Raw genomic sequence first — 17657 nt, forward strand, 5'->3', positions numbered from 1 at the left:
GTCTACAACCTCGCGAGTCTCTTGAATTCGGCCTGGTCGTGCGCCAGGTCGAGCGCGGTCTGCTTGCTGATCAGCTGTTCCATGAAGCTGTTGGCCAGGCTCTGGTCGAAGGTGACCATCCCGAGTTCGCCGGATGATTGGATGACCGTCGGGATCTGGTAGGTCTTCGCCTCGCGGATCAGGTTGCGGATCGCTGGGCTGACCACCATCACCTCGGTGATCACCACCCGACCGTTGCTGTCCTTGCGCGGTGCCAACGCCTGCGTCACGACACCCTGCAGGCAGTTGGCCAGCTGGGCCCTGATCTGGCTCTGCTGGTGCGCCGGGAAGATGTCGATCAACCGGTCGATGGTCTGCGCCGCCGACTGGGTGTGCAGGGTGGCCAGCACGAGGTGACCGGTCTCGGCCGCGGTGACGGCCACCGAGGTGGTCTCCAGGTCACGCAGCTCCCCGACCAGGATGATGTCCGGATCCTGGCGGAGCACGTGCTTGAGAGCGATGCTGAAGTCGGCGGTGTCGACTCCGACCTCGCGTTGGTTGACCACGCACCGCTGGTGGCGGTGCACGTACTCGATCGGATCCTCGATCGTCATGATGTGGCCGGCCCGCGTGCGATTGGCGACGTCCAGCAGGGAGGCCATCGTCGTCGACTTGCCGGAACCCGTCGGGCCGGTGATCAGCACCAGACCGCGGGGCAGGTGGGCGAACCGCTCGATCGAGAGCGGCAGCCCCAGGTTCTCCAACTTCGGGATCGAGTGCGGGATGGTCCGGAACGCCGCGCCCACCGACCCGCGCTGGCGGTAGACGTTCAGCCGGAACCTGCTGACACCGGCCACCCCGTAGGCGGTGTCCATCTCGTGGTCGCGTGCGAATCGTTGCCACTGCTCGTCATTCAGTGCCGCGCGCACGAACCGTTGGGTGTCCTCCGGCGTCAGGATCGGCCATCCCGCCAGCGGCGTCAACGACCCGTGGAGCCGCACACAGGGTGCGATGCCCACCGTCAGGTGGAGGTCCGAACCACCCATCGTGACCGTCTGGGTCAGCAACTGGTCCAGCACCGCCGGGCTGTCCAGCGTGGCGGGGGCCGGCTCCGCGATCATTGTCTGGTTCATTGCATCCGTTCGATTCTGGAAGGTCGTGGTGCAAGTCTGGAAATTCCCTGGGGGCAGCCTGGCCGGGTCAGACGGTGACTCGGATGACCTCGTCGAGGGTGGTGTGGCCCAGGGCGGCCTTGCGCAGACCGTCGTCCCGCAGCGTCACCATGCCGGCGCCGGTGGCGACCTTCCGGATGTCGCTGGCCGACGCCCGATCCGACGCGAGGTGCTCGATCTCCTCGCTGATCGGCATCACCTCGGTAATCGCCATCCGCCCTCGGAACCCGGTCTGGCCGCAGTTGCGGCAGCCGACGGGACGCCAGAGCAGCTTGGGCGGATCCATCGTCCGGCTGGGCCAGTTGAGCGGCTGCTCCCCCGTCCCGCTGGGCACGTAGCTGGTCTTGCACCACTCGCAGAGTCGGCGCGCAAGTCGTTGGGCCAGAACGCAATCCAGGGCGGAGCCGACCAGGAAGGGTTCGATCCCCATCTCGATCAGACGTGTCACGGCGCTCGGCGCATCGTTGGTGTGCAGGGTCGACAGGACGAGGTGACCGGTGAGTGCGGACTCGACCGCGAGCTGGGCGGTGGTCCGGTCGCGGACCTCACCGATCATGATGACGTCGGGGTCGGATCGCAGGATGGCCGGCAGGACGGCCGCGAACGTCAACCCCGCCTTGTGGTTCACCTGGACCTGGTTGATCCCGTCCAGGCGGTACTCCACCGGATCCTCCACGGTGATGATGTTGACCGTCGGCAGGCTGATCTCGGCCAGCGTCGCGTACAGCGTGGTCGACTTGCCCGATCCGGTCGGGCCGGTGACGAGCACCATGCCGTGCGGTTTGTGGAACGAGGTGGAGAAGCGGGTGTAGTTGTCGTCGGTGAAGCCCAGCTTCTTCAGTTCCAGTTCGATGCCGCTGGTGTCGAGCACCCGCAGGACCACTTTCTCGCCCCAGACCGTCGGCAGGGTCGCGGTCCGCAGATCCACGTTGTGCGAATTCAGCCGGACGGTGATCCGGCCGTTCTGCGGCAGTCGTCGTTCGGTGATGTCGACGTTGGACATGATCTTCAGACGGGAGACCAACGCGGACTGCACACCGCGCGGCACCTTGTCGATCTCGTGCAGCACACCGTCGATCCGGAACCTGACCCGCATGTCGGTCTCGGTGGGCTCCAGATGCAGGTCGGAGGCACGACTTTGGATGGCCTGCTCGATGAGGGAGTTCACGTACCGGACGACCGGTCCGTCGTCGCCCAGCGACGTCAGGTTGGAGACGTTGGATTCTTCCTCGAGCTGCGCCGAGGCGCCGACGGCGCCGAGATCGCTGTCGTTACGCTTGACCCGGTCGATCAGCTTGCGCAGTTCGCTCCGGGCGGCGACCACCGGACGGATGACCATGCCGGTCGCGGCCCGGATGTCGTCCAGCGCAACGACATCGTCGGGATCGCTGATGGCCACGACCAACTCGTTGCCGATGATCGAGATGCCGACCAACCGGTGACGCTGCACCATGGACAGCGGAATCTTCGCGGCCGCCACCGCGTCGACGGGATATCCGATCAGGTCGACGCTGCTGATGCCGTGGGCGTCGGCCAACGCCTCGGCCAGTTCGAACTCGGTGACGACGGAGTCGTTGATCAGCACATCGCGGATCGATCGCCCGGTGCGCTCGCTCTCCAGTGCAGCTTCCTCGACCGCGGCGGCATCCACCCCACGGCGGGTCAGCGCGTCGAGCAGGGGGCGGTACGTCTGATACATGTGTCTCCCTCCCACCCGATCGGTTGGTGCGCCGGACGAACCACCCGGTCGGCGGGGCAATGGAGCGACCGGTGATATTGGCCATCACCGGTCCGAACCGGGATGAGTGCCTTGACGATTGGAATCGTAAGCGCCGATGCGCAAAAGTGGTAATGGCCAGGGCGTTTTCATCCGGTCGTGGCCCGGTTCCGAAAAACCCGCCCGGCTGAACCTCGCTGATGGAACTCACAGTGAGCAAAAGCGATCTTTGGTGTTCCGGTGGGTGGTGATCGCATCACTGCATCGTGCAGGGCGAACGCAGTCTCAGACTCTGCTGGCTTCAACGGATCCAGCCCTACCGGCGGCGGCGGGGTGCGGCGGCGCAACAGGTTCACGCGTCCGTGGAGTTTCCGGGCCGCAGAAGTCCCGAGTTCACCGGAGAGTGATCAGCGAGTGCCCGCATTCACGCTCGGACTGATGAAACGCCGGGTAATCGACGGGGGAGGGTCAACCCGCAGTTGCTACAGAGCCGGGGGCATATCCATTGCCGCCATGGTCCATTCATACTGGGCCAACCGTCCCATCGGACGGCTCGGCGGCAACGTCCTGGGCGGCATCGGCGGGGCGGTGGTGGCCGGGATGGACGACCGCCGGACCTGCACCGTCATCCCCGGCAGCATTTCGATGAACCGGCCGGCCAGCTGTCCAGCCAGTCGTTGATCGGAGACCAACGACATTCCCTGCTCGGAGATGCTGATCAGCCGCGCCGCCGCGATGACCGTGCCGACGTGGACCAGCACCACCGGAAGGCCCGCCGGCCCGGCCGCCTGGAGGGCGCCGGTGAGGTGACGCCGACCGGAATGCCGGCCCATCAGCATGGTCCCCAGCCGTTGTTGCACCGCTACCGGATCGTGCACCGGCCATGCCGGCCCCCTGGGAGGCACTCGCACGTAGGCGATCACACTCTCCGGGGCCTGCTGGTCTGTCATCTGCTGCGTCTCCTCACTCGCTGATCACCATCGAGATGGACCCAACGCTCAGGCGTAGTGGACCACCCGTTGACTACGCCGTATGGTCGCGTGATGACTACGCCGTACGGTCACGCTTTGGTACAGCTTGTCACACTAACGGTGACCGTTTGTGAAAGCGACACACCCACCGTGTACGAGTCGCTCGACAACTCGTCAGGCAGGCGGAAAGGCGTTGGCCAACAGGCGATGCAGGGCGACAACCCCGGCGGGCTCCAGGGTCCCGGTGGTGCCCACCAGTTTCTGGACCAGACGTGGCCACAGTACGTCGAACCCTCTGACCCGGAACGAACCTCCGATCAGGGGCCAGTCGGCGTCGAGGAAGCAGAGCACCCCGCGAACTCCGATTGCTGCCGAATCGCCCTTCGCCAGCGCCGCCCTGACCAGGTCGACCTGTTTGGCCACGCCGTCGAGCAGGGCACTCCGGTCCCGCCCCCGATGAAGAGCTTTTCGACACGGGGACGTAGCAGGCCGCCCTCCACCCGTCGTTCAGGTCGCTTGCCTCGGTAGCGCTTGGCGTCCAAAACGAAGACTCCGCCCGGCCCGACCGCCAGATGGTCGATGTTGGCCCTGGAACCAGGGATTCGTCGATCGTGCAGGACAAGCACTCCTGCTCCCTCCAGTGCGTCCAGAGTGCGGCCGAGTTGCTGCTCGCCGATGGCGCCAGTGCGCCAGACCCGGGTGGAGGTCGGTTCGTCCGTCACCGCGAGGATGATTTTGCCCAGTCGAGGATGGGCGTCGCGGATTCGCCCTTCCCGCAGTTGCTTCCGCCGCTCGTATTCCCGCAGCGCCGAGGCCCCCGCCGTTCCGACCGCCGGCGGCGGCGGCGAGTCCAAGGGCCGCGCGGGGGCGGGACCGGCCAGTACTGGAGCGATGGCCACCGCGGGAATGGCCGGCGACTGTTTTGATGTCGCTGTCGACGCACTGGCGCAGGGGATGCACATCACGCTCTTGCGGACGCGGTCGTACATGGCCGGATCCCCGGCCGCCTGAGCGGTGGCGCAGGAGGAGCAAATGCCTGCATAACGCAACTTCATCTTCTTCACCGAGGATGTCTGCCCGGGATTTGTGATCAATTCGTCGTCCGTCATGTCCCGGCAAGTTACCCGCCGCACCGCCGCGCCGATGCCGGGTCCTCAGAGGACCGGCTGCAACTCCACGATTAACAGCGAGACCTTGCGACTCGGCCTTCACGGAGCGTCAGCACTGACCGAGCCTCTGAACTGGAACGATCACCCAGGGTGATCGATTCGCGTGATCTTCCCTCTGCCGAATGAAATGACCGGAGAAACGGGTGAGACGGTGAGATGGCCGGTAGCTGACACCGTACGTTGTCCCTGCAGGGGTCCGGCTTGGAGTCCATCGGCTCCGTGGACGTGCACCGACTCCCGCAGAACGCCAAGCGGGCCACGCACCGACGAATTGGCAGCCTCGGATCTCGGCGGCTGCGCCGACAGGTACAGGAGAAATCAGCATGGAATCCCAGAACAGATCCAGTCTGAACCGACGACGATTGATGCAATTGGGAACCCTGTCCCTGGGCGGCGTGCTGGCCGCGTCGGCGACCGCCTATGCAGGGACAGCCCTGCCGGGGCCCGGACAGGACGGGACGCCCCACGGTGATCCGCGCCTGCGCACGGGGGCTGCGCGAACGCCGGCCGTCACCAGCAAAGCTGCTGTGGCACAGTCCTACAACGGCTGGCCGGTGGGCACGCCCGCCTCCGTCATCGGGGTGCAGTCGTACTACGTGACGGACACCTCCATCGCCCTCCCGGTTCGTTCGGGCGACGTGGCGTGGGTGCTCATGTACGTCGCGGCACGGTTCAACGCCGAGGTCGAGAAGTTGCGGCCCGGTCAGGACTGGGGATACGACTACCGCGTCGACGTGAACAACCGGAAGTGGTGGTCCTGCCACGCCTCCGGGACCGCGGTGGATTTCAACGCCGTCCTGCACCCGAATGGTGCCAAGGGCACGTTCACATCCCTCCAGGTCAAGAGAATTCGAAACATCCTGGCGGATTGCCAAGGGGTCGTCTACTGGGGCGGCGACTTCTCGGGCGTTCCCGACGAGATGCACTTCGAGATCAACGTGCCCCCTGGCGATCCCCGGCTCCCTGCGCTCGTCGCGCAGATCCGGGGAGTCGTGCCCCCTCCCCCGCACCCGCCCGTCATCACCCACCCGACCCGGGTGATCTCACTGCGCGCCGGGGTCAACCAGCGTTTCGTCACCGCCGATCTGCGCAGTGCCCTTCCGCTGATCGCGGACCGTGCGGTCGTCGGCGGCTCCGAACAGTTCGAGGTCGTGACCATCGACGCCGGCCACGTCGCCCTGCGGGCCCGTGCCAACAACCGCTTCGTCTGCGCCGAACACGCCGGTGCCTCGGCCCTGATCGCCAACCGCGACCGGGTCGGCCGATGGGAGACATTCACCATCGTGTCCAACCCCGATCGAACGGTGTCGCTACAATCGGCCGTCAACGGCCGTTTCGTCACCGCCGAGTACCGCGGCGCCGGAGCCCTGATCGCCAACCGGACGGCCGTCGGCAGCTGGGAGAAGTTCACCATCACCGGGTAGGTGCCTCTGACGGGCAGGCCACCATCCGGCCTCCCGGTTGCTACCATCGGTCATCGAGGGACTACCGGCGGTTGATGTGAGTCCCTCCCGGGCTCAACCGCCAACCTTTGGCCCGACCGAACGACGGAGCAGGCCGATGAGCCCGAGCACCGAAAACCCGAAGCCGCGGCCCAGGACTCCGGCCGTCCGAGCGTTCCCGGTCTACATGACGGCGTCCCTCGTCGGCGTCGTCGCCTATTTTCTGCTACCGCAGGCGATGCAGAACGTGTTCTTCATCGTCTCCAATCTCGTTCCGATGACCGTCATCCTGATCGCCAGGCAGCGCCGACGGCTGACCCCTACGGCAGGCTGGCTGCTGCTGGCCGCCTTTCCCGCCGCGACGGGAATCGGTAACGCCGTGTACTTCGTCAACTCCAACCTCCTTCACGTCGACCCGTTCCCCTCGATCGGCGATGGCGCCTTCCTCGGCGGCTATGTGTTGTTGGCCGCCGGACTGCTACGTCTGCAACGGGCCCGCACCGCCCGGAGAGATCTGTCCGCCGTCGTGGACGCGGCGATCATCACGGTCGGCTTCGCCGCGGCGTCGTGGGTGTTCTTCATGGCCCGACTGCTGCACGATCCGACGTCCCCACTCTCCGAAAGACTCATCGCCCTGGGCTATCCCGTGGCCGACGTCCTGATCGTGGCGGTCGCCGCCCGATTCTTCCTCGGATCACGGCGGCGAAGCCCGGTGTTCGGCTGGCTGGCGGGCCTGGTGGCGATCATGTTGATCGCCGACACCTCGTTCGCCGTCCTGAACCTGTTGGGGCTCTACCACACCGGCCACCCGATCGATGCACTGATCCTCACCTACAACCTCGGGTGGGGCGCCATCGCGCTGCATCGCAACGCATTTGATCTGACGTCACCGCCCAGTGTCGCCGAGACCCGGCCCAGTTGGCGACGCCTGTCGGCCCTCGCCGCCGCGTCGCTGATCGCACCGACGGTCCTGATCGTCCAGGTGATCACCCATCGTCTGCAGGACATCGCGGTGACTGCGGGCGCATCGGCGCTGCTGTTCCTACTGGTGGTGACCAGGATGGCCGGATTGGTCCGGGCAGTGGAGACGGTGCTGACCCAGCGGCAGGAACTGGAGTCCCAACTGGAATATCGCGCCCAGCACGACGATCTCACCGGGCTGGCCAATCGCCGGAGTTTCACCGAACGCATCGAGCGGGCCATGCGGCACCGTCCCGATGGTGGCGTCCAGGTCTTGTTCCTGGACCTCGACCGATTCAAGGCCGTCAACGACAGTCTCGGCCACGGGGCCGGCGATCAGCTCCTGGTCGTCATCGCGCGCCGGCTGTCCGCGGCACTACGGCCGGGTGACACCGCCGCCCGGCTCGGTGGCGACGAATTCGCAGTGCTCCTCGGTGACGAGCCCCTGGACCGATCGCTTGACTCCTTTCGGACCGAACTCGGTGAGAGCGTCGAGCAGCCGGTTCCGCTGCAAGGTCTGGACCTCCGGATCGCCGCCAGCATCGGCACCGCCATCGCCGAGCCGGGCGACACGCTGGAAGATCTGATGCATCGGGCCGACATGGCGATGTACGCGCAGAAGGGCAGGATCGATCGGCGGACCACCGCAGCACCATGAAGCCTGCGGCGGGCGGCACCGTCCCTCGGGCAGGCTCCGGCGGGAGGCCAGGTCGTTCCCGGCTTGGGACCCGTCGAGCGCAGGGTGCCGAATCTGCCGAGCAGGTCGAACCAGAACCTGGCGCCGGGCAGCAACGACAACAACATCAGCGCCCAACCGGCCAGGATCAGTACGCCGTACCAGATCTGCGACCAGGGACCCGCGGCCGGATCGGGATCGGCAAGGCCCTCGGTGGCCAGGACGCCACACGGCCGCGGGACGCCGACGCAGGCAGGGACCCTGCCCCAGCCGATGGGCAGCCCCGCACCTCGGGCCGTGCTGATCTGCGCCTCGACGCTCTTCAGACAATCGGCCGGATCCTTGCTGCCACAATTGGAAGCGGACGTCGCGGCGGAGACCACCGACGCCCTCAGCGCCTGATCCGTGTATAGCGATTTCGCGAACTGCAAGCAATTCAGATTGAACACCAGGACGAACAGCACCCCGACGCCGAGCGAGATCCACCGGACGTGGCGCTTGTACCAACCCGACACCCGCGCCATCTCGTCGTCGTACCAGTGCTCGATCTCCTCTCTCCAGCCGTTGATGTCCACCTGCGCCGACCGGGTGAGCGACAGCAGATACGTCTTCAGCGCGCCGTCACCCAGTCCGCCGATCTGCGCGCGGACGGCGTCGATCGTGGTGGCACTGCGGTCGGGATCCGGGACGATCAGATCCACCACGGCGCGCGCGAAGGTACGGCCGGACAGGTAGGACGGGAGCGAACGGCGATCCTTGTTGGACAGCTCTGCTTCGCCGGCAGGGCCCCGCTACCGCCGGTATTGGCGACATAGGACGTCGTCAGTATCTTCGCGGTGTTCGACGTCGGTTCGCGGCCCGGAACAGCGGGTTTCCGCAGCCGGAGGATGACCGGCACCGGCAACTTGAACTCGTTCTTCTCGTCCACCAACGACCGGATGCCCCGCAGCAGGTATTCGCCTCGCAATCCGATGAATCGGGCGATCAGTTCGGTGACGACGGAGATCAGCAGCGCAAATGTTCCGAAGATGAAGATGATGCCGAGCGCAGTGTCGACGACCAGACTGTCCATCGTCCATCCTTCGGTGGTCGGTTCGGGGTGGTTCGTTCGGGGGTGTGGGGGCTTGTTCTTCAGATCGGCAGTGCGACACGGGCTGCGAGCCAGCCGATCTCGTCCTTGACGATGTCCGAATGCGCGCCGGCGAAGGCCGATTGGCCGGTATCGGTGATGATGCCATTCGCGTCCGCCTGGTGAAAGGTGCCATTCACCAGCGGATATGCCGGTTGCCCGGAAACGACGGTGAAACCCGCGGCCGGCTGGCTGGACTGGAAGCCGTCGGCGCCCATGCCACCCCAGCGGCCTGAGGGCGCCTCCGATTGGGCATCCTCGCCGGAGAGGAAGGACGCCTTCGGGTACCAACGGCCCACCGCCCAGTCGAACTGGGTGAAGGTCGAGACCAGGGGTCCGTGAACTCGGTCCGATGTGCCCAGGAGCGACCCGTTGTCCCCGTTCGGCGGGTAGTTGCTCGCGAAGGCCCAGTGCGAGAAGGCCCCCTGTAGCAGCAGCAGGGACGCGACCGGGCTGGCCGCCGCGGAACTGATCCCGGACAGCGAGCAGGCCACCACACGTGCGCCGAAACTGTGCCCGATCAGATGCACCCGGATCTGACTGTTCTGACCGTGCAACGCTTCCAGCAGCGGACCGAGACCAGCTTTTCCGACCACGCCCGCCCTGTTCTTCATCTGCCAGAACGAGGCGACCCTTAGCGCGTCCTTGGCGCCGTTCCACACGGTGCCGAAGATGCTGCCGATACCCTGGGCGTCACCGGCCTGCGCTCCGGTCGCCATCGCGGTGGCGATCCGCTGGTAGTCGGCCACCGGATCCGGGCTGGCCAGCAGCGACATCTCCCCCGAGTCCTCCGTCGCACCGTCCGGCGGACCGACGAGCTGTTGCAACAACGTGTGGAACCGCTGGACGTCGGCCGCCTGCTCCACTTCGGTGGTATCGCCGGCAGTGGTGTGCCGGAGCCCGTCGTCGATGAGCCTGCCCATTTCGACGAGCACATCCTGCTGGTCGCCGGGGAACGACCGCGCCATCGCAGCGGTGATCTCGCCACCGGTCTTCCGGGTGGTCACGTTGACAGGCGATGGCACGGCCGCCTCGATCGACTGGGCGCCGATTCCGGTCGGGACCGCGGCCTGGCCCGGGTCATCGGGAAAGAGGATCGACGGCCAGACGAGTCCGATGAACCCGATGTCGTCGACATCCGGATTCAGGTCGCACTGCGCCTTGATGATGGGAAACATCCGTCCGTACAACGCTTCCGCCGCGGCGACGTCATTGTTCCAGCCGTGGCTCATGAGGAACAGGTTGCTGACGCCCGCCGCGGCGATCTCCGCGGCCAGCGCGCCCTGGGTTCCACTGGTCAGGGCACCGTGCTGGTCGAACTGCACGACCCAGTACGGACGACCGGCGATCTGCTGCATGACGTTACCTCCACGTTGTCGGGACTCGAGTCGAAGGGAAAGGGCTGGTCAGCTGTCGGACAGCATGCGCATGGCGTCGATCAGTCCGTGACCCTGCGCATATCGCTCCCGGCCGAGATCGGTTGCGGTCCGGCACATCAATTCCTTGACCTGCTGCGGCCGACCGATGAATTCCGGGCGTGCCGAGAGGAAACCCGCGATCACCCCGGAGACGTGCGGCGCCGCCATCGATGTGCCGGACTGCTCCGCATAGGTCCGGCGGGGGTCGATCCCTGGCTTGTTGAGACCAGCGCTGGCCCTGATGTTCCCGACCGCCACCGAGGTGATCCACTCACCCGGGGCGATGACGTCGGGTTTGGAGCGTCCGTCGAGCGTGGGACCCTTCCCGGATCGCCAGGACACGCCGAATGCGAGTGGGGCATCCCGGTGGGTCGAGCCGACGGTGATCGCCCCCTCGGCGTGGCCCGGCTCCGTCACGGTGCCCATCAACGAGATGTTCTGCTTGGCGTCCGCCGGGGCCCCGGTGCTGCCGCCGTTGCCCGCCGAGATCACCACCACCACCCCGGAGGCCACCAGTTCGTCGACCGCCTGGCACAGGGGCGACTGGCCGGCAGCATAGTGGGCGGGGTCCCAGTCGCAGCCGAGACTGATGTTGACACCGTGGATCTGCATCGCAGATCGGCTGACGTTCACGTCGGTGCGGATGTACTCCAGGGCCGCAATGATCGCCGCCGAGGAGGTCACCCAGTCACCCTGGAGGTTCTTCCGCATCACCTTCAGGCTGACCAGCTGACAATTCGGCGCCATTCCCCACAGATCGTCGCCCGGCGTGCGTTGGACGAAGCCTTCGCTCCCCGACGGCTCGTCGGAGGCAGCCACCACGACCGAGCCACGGGTTCCCTGTCCGGCGATGATGCCCGCCACATGGCTGCCGTGGCCGAGTTCGTCAGTGAGCGGGGCGCCGGGACCCACCAGCGGGCCGAGCTGGCTGGGCGCCACCAGCGAAGTGAAATCGCGGTGGAAGCCGGTGGCCTTCGAGACCGGTGCGGCGGCTCCGGGAATCGCAGCCACAATCGGAGGTGTGGCGTCGGCGGGGATGTCCCCGGCGATCAGCAGGTCGGCGAAGTGCTGGTGGTCGGCCTGGATCCCGGAATCGATGACCGCCCAGACGATTTCCTTTCCCAGCGCCTGATAGGAACGCCAGGCGGCCGGCGCCTTGACCGTGGCGGCCGAACGGTCGATCAGGGGGTACAACGCGTAGTCGGGCCAGGCCTTGAAGATGACGGTGGCGCCGCCGTTCCGGTCGTTGCGGTCGGCAGTGATGAGCTGATCGAGTTCGGCCCTGGTCACGACGACCTGATAGATGTGGCTGCTGACGCGCCGCGGACGTGAGAGCGGATCAGCGTCGGCCGGCTCGGCCGGCTCGGCCGGCTCGGCCGGATCGGCGTCGGCCGGCTCGGCCGGCTCGGCTGGGTCGGCGTCAACCGGCGGGCCGCCGTCGATCGCGGGCCGGGCCACCGCGGACCAGCTGTCCCACAACCGGGACAGCGCCCGCGTGACGGCGACGCGGCCACCCGGGTACCGCATGTTGAGTTCCAGCAGTACGTCGACCGGTTCGGCCGCGTTGGTGTCGGCCGACAGCGAGTCGACCGGCTCGATCTGCAGGTCGCCGATCACGGGCGACCGACGCCTGACTCCGTTGTCGTACGAGCTCATCAGCCACTCCGTCACTCCGTGGACGTCCGTCGTGCAGGCTTCCTCCAGGCTCGATCGACGGGGGGCCGGGTGTTGTCGACCCGGCCGCCGCCCTCGCCTGGTCAACAGGAGAGCAGCCGGCCGCTCCTGATACAACGACACACGACGGCCTGCCCGGCGACGCGCACGGGCGCCTGATCTGGAGCCCGGATACTTGGATCAGGGAGGGGTCTGCGGAGGACGATCGCTTTTTTACATCTACCGGGCGCGTTATTCACTCCAAAGAGGATGATCCCGGATTTTTTGGCCCCTTGCGATACCAGACCTGTCAGGAGGGAATGGTGTCGCCCCCCGAACGGGTGGTTCGGACACCGCCTGCCACCACTACGGCCCATCCCCTTCGACTGGGCGAATTTTATGTTCAAAGTTATTGTGTCACAGAGAGTGTGGTCCATTTCCAAGACCTCGACCGACTACCGGTCGACGCGCCGGTGACCGACAACCCCGGGACGGTGACAGGGGACCGAGGTGACGAATCCGTAGTGTAGGTGTAACGATCAGTGACGTCCGGTACGACGAAGGTCGGTAATCAATCCTTGCCTGCGGCTCTCGAGCCACATCTGATCTTGGGGGGCCCATGAGCGTGTGTGCCGACTTGTCGTGGTAGCCGCCGAGGACCGTGGTCTGCTGCTCGATGCACTGGCCCAGGAACGGCGACGGCTGCGCGACGTCGAATCGATCGGCGGTGTCGGATGGTGGGAGTTGGATCTACGGACCCGGGCGGTCACCTGGTCGGCCGGATTGTTCGAGCTCTACGGATTGGACCCCGACCAGTTCTCCGGTGACTACGCGGCGGCGCTGGAGTGCATTCACCCGCAGGACCAGGCTCCGGTCAATGCGGGAGTCGAGGAATGCATGCGGAGCGGGAGGCCGTTGCGGGTCCGTTACCGGATCAATCGGCACGACGACGGCTCGCTGCGCTGGATCGACTCGCGGGGCCAGGCGCAATACCAGGACGGGGAGCGCATCCGGATCGTCGGCGCCATCGCCGATGTCACCGAGCACGTGCACGCCCACGCCCAGGCACTGGCCGCGGAAACCTTCCATCAGGCCGTGGTCGAGGCCTCCCCCGACATCATTTTCGTCTACGACGTCTCGACCGAATCGATGACCTGGGCAAATCGTTCGGTTCCCGAGTTGCTCGGCTACCCGGAGGCCACCGCGGCAGCCGGGATCACCGCGTTCCTGAACTCCGTCGTCCATCCCGATGATCGCGGACAGCTGCCCATCTCGATGCGGCAGCTCGTCGGTGCTCCCGCCGGGGAGGTGCTGCAGATGCACCATCGACTGCTGGCCGCCGACGGTGACTATCGTTGGTTCTCCCGCCGGATCGCTGCCATGCACGACGACATGGACGCCGGGATCACCCGGGCGGTGGGGGTATTGCGCGATATCACCGACGCAGTGAACATCGAGCAGCGGCTGCAGCACTCGGCGCTGCACGACACCTTGACCGGCCTCCCCAACCGCGCACTGCTGATGGACCGACTGGCGGGTGCGCTCCAGCGTTCGGCGCATCTGCAGCGAGCGGTCTCGGTGTTGTTCTGCGACCTCGACGGATTCAAGCGGGTCAACGACACAGCTGGGCATGCCGTCGGTGACCAGGTCCTCATCGAGATCGCCCGACGGATGCGCAACGTGGTGCGCCCGGGTGACACGGTCGCCCGCATCAGCGGCGACGAGTTCGTCGTCGTCGTCGAGCCGTGGAACCGGGACGGTCAGTCTCCCGATGTTCCCGAGCAGCATTCCGACCACCAGGTAGGCATCTCGATCGCCGAACGCATCGGGCAGGCACTGCGGCCCCCGATCATCATCAACGGAAACGAACACGTGATCAGCGCCAGCATCGGGATCACCCACAGCAGTCAGTCCCCGGTATTTCATTCCCCCAGCGACCATTCCCCCGCCAACCACGCCCCCGCCGCTCGACCACACTCCACCTCGCCCGAAGATCTGCTCCAGGACGCGGACGCTGCGATGTATCGGGCGAAGAGTCTGGGCAAAGATCGATTCGAGGTGTTCATCCCGGGGATGAGAGCCGATGCCGGACAACGTAACCGGATCGAACAACTCCTCCGCCAGGCGCTCCGGAACCCGGCCGGGGCCGCGTCACCTCCGGCTGCTGACGGTCGCCACAGCGGCGCCGTCCTGGGCGCTGCCTTCCAACCGATTTTCAGCGGTACCACCGGAGCGCTGCTCGGATTCGAGGCTCTGGCGCGACTGACCGATGCGCAGGGCCGCTTCGTGGGGCCGGACGAGTTCATCCCGATTGCCGAGGACACCGGAATGATCCGGGCCCTGGGCGCGCGGATGCTGGAACTGGCCTGCCAGCAGCTGGCGAAGTGGCGCAACCAGCATCCGCGGTTGGCCGAGGTCACCATGGCCGTGAACATCTCGGCGCTGCAGGCCAGGGACCCTTCACTCGCAATCGAGGTGCACGGCACCCTGAGCCGCGCCGGCCTGCGCCCGGAAGATCTGATCCTCGAGCTCACCGAGTCGGCCCTCTTGGACGCGGGAACCTCCACCCTGCAGACGTTGCGCGGACTGCACCAGGATGGCGTCGGCATCGCCATCGACGATTTCGGGACCGGATTCTCGAGTCTGCAGTACCTGGTCACCCTCCCGTTGTCCTCCTTGAAGATCGACCGGTCGTTCACCGCCGGTCTGCCGGAGAACAAGATCAGCCAGAAGATCGTGCAGGCCGTCGCCGGACTGGCTGCGGAACTGGACCTGACGTGCGTGGTCGAAGGGGTGGAAACCGCGGAGCAACGTGACACCCTGCCGCCCGGCGTACAGATCCAGGGGTATTTGTTGGGCCGACCCCAACACCCTGACCTGATGGACTTCTCGAACCTGCTGGCGGGCCCCGAGCCACGTCGGGTCCGCTCGCAACAAGCAGACGTCCAGGCCCTCATCGCCGGCTGATCGGCTCGATCGACCGCCTCGGGCGTGATCACTGGACCCACCCGGTCCCGGATCCGGCCGTCGGCCACGGCGAGCCGGTCTGGTCAACGGCATGTCGCTGGGCTACCGTTGGTCATCGAGTTTTTCGATGTTCGCAGGCGAGGTCTGGACAACCCGGGGAGGAGGTTCGACGTGCAGCTACCGCAATTCGGCGCGAGTACGACGTTCGACGAAGCCTGCGCCCACGTCCTGACGTATTTGCAGACGGCGATACCGATGGGATTCTGGTCGGTCACCCGCCACAGCGAGGGTGCGCAGCTCTACCTGGCGGTCGAGGACTCCGTCTACGACAAGAGCGCCGGCGACTCCCATTCGTGGTCGGACTCGATGTGTCAGCACATGTTGACCGGTGACGGACCGCAGATCGCACCCGACGTCGAGCAGGTACCGGTCTACGCCACCGCCGGAGTCCGCCAGAACCTGGAGATCGGCGCGTACGTCGGTCTGCCCCTGGTGCAGGCCGACGGCGAGATCTTCGGAACCCTGTGCGGGTTGAATCCGTCGGCGAAATCGGCGGATCTGGTGCAGCACGGCCCGCTGTTGCAGATCCTCGCGCAGTTGCTGTCGACGATCCTGCAGGCCGATCTGCAGCGCACCGCGGCCCAGCAGTTGGCCGAACGATCGGCGACCGACGCCGAGACGGATGTGCTGACCGGTCTGTACAACCGCCGCGGCTGGGACCGGTTCCTGGCATCGGACGAGGCCAGGTACCGTCGTTTCGGGCACACCGGCTCCGTGGTCATCCTGGACCTGGACCGTCTGAAACTGGTCAACGACCGTTACGGTCACGACGCCGGCGATGCCCACATCCGGCAGGCCGCCTGCGCCATCCAGGAAACCACGCGGGCGTCGGACATCTTGGCCCGGCTCGGTGGGGACGAATTCGGGATCCTGGCTGCCGACGCCAACTCCGAGCAGGCCCAGCGATTGGTGGACCGGCTGGAGAAACAACTGAACCGGGTCGGCACGCCCGGGTCCATCGGACATGCCCCCTACAGCATCATCTCCGGATTTCCCGGGGCCTGGCAGGACGCGGACGCCGCGATGTACGAGCAGAAGCGTCATCGCCGTGCCGCGGCAGCCCGGGCTGAGATCGCGACCGCCGACATCGACTGACCGAGCCGGGCTCGTCGCTCGCCATCCAGAGCGCAAGAATGACCGGGGCCGCAGCGGCGGGTCTAGCTATACGGCGTAAGGTTCAATCCGCTGCAGCATTCGAGACGGGGTCCCGACCCCGTTTCGCGACGGCAGCCATTCCGGCCATGACGCAGCTGCGTCGGCCCGGCCCCAGCGGTACCGAGCAGCGTATCGGGACGTACCCGGAGTTCACCCTCGTGGAATTTCCGCCAGCCCTCGTGCACGAGCTCGACGTCCTCAGCAGTGCCCTGGATGACCCGGGACCCGACCTGCACGCCATGCTGACGCTGCTGACCGACGACCTGACCGCTGCCATCCCCTCGTTCCTGGGTCTGATCATCACCTCCCACCTCGGGGACGACGTGGTCACCGTACGAACCGTCGAGTCCCGAACGGCGAAATCCTCCTTGCTGCTGCGTTTTTCGCCGCTACCAGGTATTGCAGACTGTGAAGTGGTCCTCTACGCCGGGAAACCTGGTGCCTTTCGAGGACTGGTCACCGGCGGCTGCGCCATGTCCGGGCCGGCCGACGAATTGGTCATGGACGCCCACCTACCCCCGCCGGCCCACCGGCTCGCCCCCGGCACCGCGATCGGGATCGGGATCGGGATCGACGAACTCTCCCCCCTCCACCAGGCGATCGGGGTACTCATCGACCGCGGCGATGCCGCCAATCCCTCTGCGGCCCGCAGTCTGCTGCAGGATCGAGCCGACCATCACGGCATCACCCTGACGATGGCGGCGCGGCAGGAACTCCACCGCCTTCCGAACGACGACGCCTTGCGTCCAGGCGAACAGGGGTAGGGCGTCGGCCGGCCGTGGCCGTGACCCACGCGAGCTCAGTCCCGATAACCGTTGCCCAGCCTCATGACGACGAGCGCACTGGCCATCTCGGCCAACGACTCGAGGCTGATCGACGCTCGGAGATCGCGGATGGCCTGTTGGGCGTGGCCCATCAGTTCGGCCGCACCGATGCTGTGTCGGGTCTGCCCGAGCAACTGCTCGCAGACCTTGTCAGCGACCTGCTGCTCGTGCGGCGGCAGGAGCGGTGGTGGGGCAGGTCCAAGTTCGCCGACGGACATCGGCCACCTCCTCCATGAATTCGTCGACGAGACGCACCCCAGCATCCTGTGATCTGGAGCTACCGACCGATAGTGCCCATTGGGCCCCACCCGTCCGGGACCTTTGCCGCCGCGGCCGTAGGCTCGACGTCGCTGCGCAGTCACGTC

At 66.5% G+C, this 17657-nt stretch carries 16 protein-coding genes; 7 read left to right on the plus strand and 9 right to left on the minus strand.

The window, feature by feature from the left end:
* Positions 1-2: 2 nt before the first annotated feature.
* From H7F38_RS19560 to H7F38_RS26735, 5 genes are all read right to left on the minus strand, one after another.
* The gene (locus H7F38_RS19560; protein WP_187091386.1) at positions 3-1112 is read right to left on the minus strand and encodes a type IV pilus twitching motility protein PilT; all 1110 of its coding nucleotides are present in this window, start codon (positions 1110-1112) and stop codon (positions 3-5) included.
* Positions 1113-1179: 67 nt separating this feature from the next.
* Complete coding sequence (locus tag H7F38_RS19565) at positions 1180-2850, minus strand: GspE/PulE family protein (RefSeq protein WP_187091387.1); 1671 nt, start codon at positions 2848-2850, stop codon at positions 1180-1182.
* A gap of 500 nt (positions 2851-3350) precedes the next feature.
* Positions 3351-3818, minus strand: coding sequence for a hypothetical protein (locus tag H7F38_RS19570; protein WP_187091388.1), 468 nt, complete (start codon positions 3816-3818; stop codon positions 3351-3353).
* A 195-nt stretch (positions 3819-4013) separates the two neighbouring features.
* Positions 4014-4262 carry a hypothetical protein gene (locus H7F38_RS25655; protein ID WP_222618768.1) on the minus strand — a complete coding sequence of 83 codons (249 nt, stop codon included), beginning with the start codon at positions 4260-4262 and terminating at the stop codon, positions 4014-4016.
* Positions 4157-4948, minus strand: a complete 792-nt coding sequence (locus tag H7F38_RS26735; protein ID WP_222618190.1) for a nuclease-related domain-containing protein — start codon at positions 4946-4948, stop codon at positions 4157-4159. Before H7F38_RS26735 ends, H7F38_RS25655 begins: the two co-directional genes overlap by 106 nt.
* Positions 4949-5373: 425 nt before the next feature.
* Here H7F38_RS26735 and H7F38_RS19580 point away from each other — a divergent pair, with 425 nt between their 5' ends.
* The 4 genes from H7F38_RS19580 to H7F38_RS19595 all read left to right on the plus strand — a co-directional run bounded on the left by H7F38_RS19580 (position 5374) and on the right by H7F38_RS19595 (position 8821).
* Positions 5374-6432 carry a M15 family metallopeptidase gene (locus tag H7F38_RS19580; RefSeq protein WP_187091389.1) on the plus strand — a complete coding sequence of 353 codons (1059 nt, stop codon included), beginning with the start codon at positions 5374-5376 and terminating at the stop codon, positions 6430-6432.
* 136 nt (positions 6433-6568) lie between these two features.
* Complete coding sequence (locus H7F38_RS19585; RefSeq protein WP_187091390.1) at positions 6569-8068, plus strand: GGDEF domain-containing protein; 1500 nt, start codon at positions 6569-6571, stop codon at positions 8066-8068.
* Positions 8069-8131: 63 nt separating this feature from the next.
* On the plus strand, positions 8132-8488 hold the full coding sequence (locus H7F38_RS19590; protein ID WP_187091391.1) for a hypothetical protein: 357 nt from the start codon (positions 8132-8134) through the stop codon (positions 8486-8488).
* A 39-nt stretch (positions 8489-8527) separates the two neighbouring features.
* The gene (locus tag H7F38_RS19595; protein ID WP_187091392.1) at positions 8528-8821 is read left to right on the plus strand and encodes a hypothetical protein; all 294 of its coding nucleotides are present in this window, start codon (positions 8528-8530) and stop codon (positions 8819-8821) included.
* On the opposite strand, the gene H7F38_RS19600 is transcribed toward H7F38_RS19595, so the two are convergent.
* Genes H7F38_RS19600 through H7F38_RS19610 form a run of 3 tightly spaced genes read right to left on the minus strand, consistent with a single transcriptional unit; the run spans position 8778 to position 12289 of the window.
* Positions 8778-9158, minus strand: a complete 381-nt coding sequence (locus tag H7F38_RS19600; protein ID WP_187091393.1) for a hypothetical protein — start codon at positions 9156-9158, stop codon at positions 8778-8780. The genes H7F38_RS19595 and H7F38_RS19600 overlap by 44 nt on opposite strands.
* 59 nt (positions 9159-9217) lie before the next feature.
* Positions 9218-10573 (minus strand): hypothetical protein, encoded by a 1356-nt coding sequence (locus tag H7F38_RS19605; RefSeq protein ID WP_187091394.1) that lies wholly within the window; start codon positions 10571-10573, stop codon positions 9218-9220.
* 48 nt (positions 10574-10621) lie between these two features.
* Positions 10622-12289 (minus strand): S8 family peptidase, encoded by a 1668-nt coding sequence (locus H7F38_RS19610; protein WP_187091395.1) that lies wholly within the window; start codon positions 12287-12289, stop codon positions 10622-10624.
* Between the two features lie 639 nt (positions 12290-12928).
* Here H7F38_RS19610 and H7F38_RS19615 point away from each other — a divergent pair.
* The 3 genes from H7F38_RS19615 to H7F38_RS19625 all read left to right on the plus strand — a co-directional run bounded on the left by H7F38_RS19615 (position 12929) and on the right by H7F38_RS19625 (position 17232).
* Positions 12929-15253, plus strand: coding sequence for a bifunctional diguanylate cyclase/phosphodiesterase (locus H7F38_RS19615; protein WP_187091396.1), 2325 nt, complete (start codon positions 12929-12931; stop codon positions 15251-15253).
* 171 nt (positions 15254-15424) lie between these two features.
* Positions 15425-16408 (plus strand): sensor domain-containing diguanylate cyclase, encoded by a 984-nt coding sequence (locus tag H7F38_RS19620; RefSeq protein WP_187091397.1) that lies wholly within the window; start codon positions 15425-15427, stop codon positions 16406-16408.
* 146 nt (positions 16409-16554) lie between these two features.
* Positions 16555-17232, plus strand: a complete 678-nt coding sequence (locus tag H7F38_RS19625; RefSeq protein WP_187091398.1) for a hypothetical protein — start codon at positions 16555-16557, stop codon at positions 17230-17232.
* 35 nt (positions 17233-17267) lie between these two features.
* Here the strand turns inward: H7F38_RS19625 and H7F38_RS19630 are convergent, their stop codons facing one another.
* Positions 17268-17510 carry a hypothetical protein gene (locus tag H7F38_RS19630; RefSeq protein WP_187091399.1) on the minus strand — a complete coding sequence of 81 codons (243 nt, stop codon included), beginning with the start codon at positions 17508-17510 and terminating at the stop codon, positions 17268-17270.
* Between the last annotated feature and the right edge of the window lie 147 nt (positions 17511-17657).

Origin of the sequence: Nakamurella sp. PAMC28650, assembly GCF_014303395.1 — a bacterium.
Classification (GTDB): Bacteria; Actinomycetota; Actinomycetes; order Mycobacteriales; family Nakamurellaceae; genus Nakamurella.

What these genes read in the sequence shown, in the direction of transcription:
- H7F38_RS19565 (WP_187091387.1), bottom strand. Translation starts at nt 2,850, where the DNA reads ATGTATCAGACGTACCGCCCCCTGCTCGACGCGCTGACCCGCCGTGGG.
- H7F38_RS19625 (WP_187091398.1), top strand. Translation starts at nt 16,555, where the DNA reads ATGACGCAGCTGCGTCGGCCCGGCCCCAGCGGTACCGAGCAGCGTATC.
- H7F38_RS19585 (WP_187091390.1), top strand. Translation starts at nt 6,569, where the DNA reads ATGAGCCCGAGCACCGAAAACCCGAAGCCGCGGCCCAGGACTCCGGCC.
- H7F38_RS19580 (WP_187091389.1), top strand. Translation starts at nt 5,374, where the DNA reads ATGCAATTGGGAACCCTGTCCCTGGGCGGCGTGCTGGCCGCGTCGGCG.
- H7F38_RS19600 (WP_187091393.1), bottom strand. Translation starts at nt 9,158, where the DNA reads ATGGACAGTCTGGTCGTCGACACTGCGCTCGGCATCATCTTCATCTTC.
- H7F38_RS19560 (WP_187091386.1), bottom strand. Translation starts at nt 1,112, where the DNA reads ATGAACCAGACAATGATCGCGGAGCCGGCCCCCGCCACGCTGGACAGC.
- H7F38_RS19610 (WP_187091395.1), bottom strand. Translation starts at nt 12,289, where the DNA reads ATGAGCTCGTACGACAACGGAGTCAGGCGTCGGTCGCCCGTGATCGGC.
- H7F38_RS26735 (WP_222618190.1), bottom strand. Translation starts at nt 4,948, where the DNA reads ATGACGGACGACGAATTGATCACAAATCCCGGGCAGACATCCTCGGTG.
- H7F38_RS19570 (WP_187091388.1), bottom strand. Translation starts at nt 3,818, where the DNA reads ATGACAGACCAGCAGGCCCCGGAGAGTGTGATCGCCTACGTGCGAGTG.
- H7F38_RS19630 (WP_187091399.1), bottom strand. Translation starts at nt 17,510, where the DNA reads ATGTCCGTCGGCGAACTTGGACCTGCCCCACCACCGCTCCTGCCGCCG.
- H7F38_RS19605 (WP_187091394.1), bottom strand. Translation starts at nt 10,573, where the DNA reads ATGCAGCAGATCGCCGGTCGTCCGTACTGGGTCGTGCAGTTCGACCAG.